Here is a 2,282-nt window from a genome sequence, read left to right as displayed (position 1 = left end):
TAGCAGTGTTCATGCGACCAAAGATCATAAAAAAGCAAAGAAAATCAAGCTCAAAAACATAAATTCACAAATAAAAAGCCCTTCATTCCGTCAAATGAAGGGCTTAAGTAAAAATTGCTATTGAAATTTAGAATACTATTTTCTCATGCTGGCCTTCTTCATACTTGTCCCCTGTTACAATTGCCTGTAACATGTTAAAAGCAACCACCATTTTTGAAGCGCTATTGTCCCAATATTCCGCCACTTCAGGTTTTACCTTAATTAAAATAAGGCCAGAATCTTCAAGGCCATCAGGAAACCATGCTTTCACCATCAAAGAAAAATAAGCGGCTTTCTTTTCGGCATCATCAATGAGCTCTGCCTTTCCATTGATATAAAGGTAACTATGTTTTGAGGGATCACTATAGGTCAGGTTAACATTGTAATCCTTTGATATTTCAGAAGATTTTAAAGAATATTCATTGGTGAAGAACCATATACTGCCATCATCACCCACATTTGCCGTTGCCATAGGGCGACTGGAGAATTCATTATTCAGCGATAAAGTAGTGAACATACAGATGCGTACATCTTCAATTTTTTCTTTCAGCAGTTTGATGCTTTTTTCAGTATCCATAAGCTTTCAATTAAATGTTTACCCAAATAAACAGCAATTGAAAAAGATTGTTTTCTTAACGGTTTGGCTTACTTACAAATTTATTGCCCTTCACATAATACCGCCAGGGCAATAACGCATGATCCTCCGCATAGGCAACTCCAATTCTGGGGCCAGCAACTATCTGTTCAGGTTGGTAAGAAATGCCATGGTCTTCAATCCAAATCTCATCACCTAAAAGATCTTTCGCATTGAGTTGTCGATCAATACCTAAAGCTTTAGCTAAAGCACCGGGACCGGCGGTAAGGTTGGGTTTCAAAACAGGCATGTTTCTACGCCTCAGCATCACATCTACCCCTTCAACAGGCTCTAAACCCCTCACCAGAACCGCATGAGGCGTATTTTCTGGTCCTGTAACTACATTAAATAAATGATGAATGCCATAACATAAATAAACGTAGGACAAACCACCGGCGCCATACATCGTTTGTGTTCTATTGGTGAGCCGGCCACCATAAGCATGTGATGCTTTATCTAAAACCCCATTGTAGGCCTCCGTTTCTACAATAGTGCCTCCGGTAAGTTCACCGTCGATAAAAGTAAACAACTGTTTTCCTAATAGTTGTATGGCAAGGTCTGTAACCAGCTCCTGTTGGTAAAATGAATAAGGTAATTTAGGCATCCAATAATTTAATGATTTTATTCAGGTACAATTCATCGACCTGATCAAAATGAGCTAAATGCTCACTATCTACATCCATTACACCAAAAACTTCACTTTGTTTGATTAAGGGTAATACAATTTCAGATTTTGAGGCAGAGCTACAGGCGATGTGACCAGGAAAAGCGTCAACATCATCCACTATTAAAGTCTGCTCCTGCTGCCATGACGTTCCGCATACACCTTTTCCTTTTCTAATACGCGTACAGGCTACAGGCCCTTGAAAAGGACCTAAAACCAATTCGTCGCCTTTTACAAGGTAAAAACCTACCCACAGCCAGTTAAATTGTTCTTTTAAGGCAGCAGCAATATTGCCTAGGTTAGCAATTAAATCATCCTCACCAGTTAGTAAGGCCTCTATTTGAGGTAATAAGGATTGGTATTGTATTTCTTTATCGGTACTCTGTATAATGTTTAAATCTTCAGCCATAATTGTAAATAATTAGTACAAAGCTAAAGAAAAGACCATTCCAAATAGTGCCAATCGGGTTAAAAGCTTAAAATTTATTAGATTTGGAGTTGACTAACATTAATATCAAACACATGAATAAAAAAACCGTATTAGTTACAGCACTTTTAGTGTTCGGACTTCTCCAATCGGCCTATACCCCCTTTGAAGAAGGAATGTTCCCTTTAAGTGAACTTCACAAGCTTGATTTAAAGAAAGCTGGGTTGAAAATTGATCAAAAAGAAATCTATAATCCAAATGGAACAAGCCTTGTCGACGCCCTTGTTAATGTTGGGGGCTGCACGGGTTCCTTTGTTTCCAATGAAGGACTGATCATCACCAATCACCATTGTGCGTTTAGCGCCGTACAACTTGCAAGTACACCAGAGCATGACTACTTGAACAAAGGTTTCGTAGCAAAATCACATGAAGAGGAAATTGAAGCAAAAGGCCTTACTTGCCGAATCACGGATAGCTATGAAGATGTTTCTGAGCGTGTTTTGGGCACAGTTGCACAA

Annotated in this window: 4 protein-coding genes; 1 reads left to right on the top strand and 3 read right to left on the bottom strand. The window is 38.9% G+C overall.

Features of this window, described 5'->3' with window-relative positions; translation table 11 throughout:
- Window positions 1-127: 127 nt before the first annotated feature.
- The 3 genes from ACR2F7_RS10260 to ACR2F7_RS10250 are packed head-to-tail and all read right to left on the bottom strand — an operon-like array spanning window position 128 to window position 1,746.
- Window positions 128-616, bottom strand: coding sequence for a pyridoxamine 5'-phosphate oxidase family protein (locus ACR2F7_RS10260; RefSeq protein WP_432713478.1), 489 nt, complete (start codon window positions 614-616; stop codon window positions 128-130).
- 55 nt (window positions 617-671) lie between these two features.
- Window positions 672-1,277 carry a DNA-3-methyladenine glycosylase gene (locus ACR2F7_RS10255; RefSeq protein ID WP_432713477.1) on the bottom strand — a complete coding sequence of 202 codons (606 nt, stop codon included), beginning with the start codon at window positions 1,275-1,277 and terminating at the stop codon, window positions 672-674.
- Entirely contained in the window at window positions 1,270-1,746 is a 477-nt protein-coding gene (locus ACR2F7_RS10250; protein WP_432713476.1) for a GAF domain-containing protein, read from the bottom strand. Before ACR2F7_RS10250 ends, ACR2F7_RS10255 begins: the two co-directional genes overlap by 8 nt.
- 113 nt (window positions 1,747-1,859) lie before the next feature.
- Between ACR2F7_RS10250 and ACR2F7_RS10245 the strand changes: the two genes are divergently transcribed.
- Window positions 1,860-2,282 (top strand): S46 family peptidase (locus ACR2F7_RS10245; protein WP_432713475.1); only part of this gene is annotated, 423 nt, incomplete at its 3' end.

Origin of the sequence: Pedobacter sp., from assembly GCF_045628745.1 — a bacterium.
Classification (GTDB): Bacteria; Bacteroidota; Bacteroidia; order Sphingobacteriales; family Sphingobacteriaceae; genus Pedobacter.
This window is presented reverse-complemented; position numbering and strand designations above follow the sequence as displayed.

Bases quoted from the DNA above. Each gene is read 5' to 3' on its own strand.
- ACR2F7_RS10250 (WP_432713476.1), bottom strand. From the start codon at position 1,746: ATGGCTGAAGATTTAAACATTATACAGAGTACCGATAAAGAAATACAA.
- ACR2F7_RS10260 (WP_432713478.1), bottom strand. From the start codon at position 616: ATGGATACTGAAAAAAGCATCAAACTGCTGAAAGAAAAAATTGAAGAT.
- ACR2F7_RS10255 (WP_432713477.1), bottom strand. From the start codon at position 1,277: ATGCCTAAATTACCTTATTCATTTTACCAACAGGAGCTGGTTACAGAC.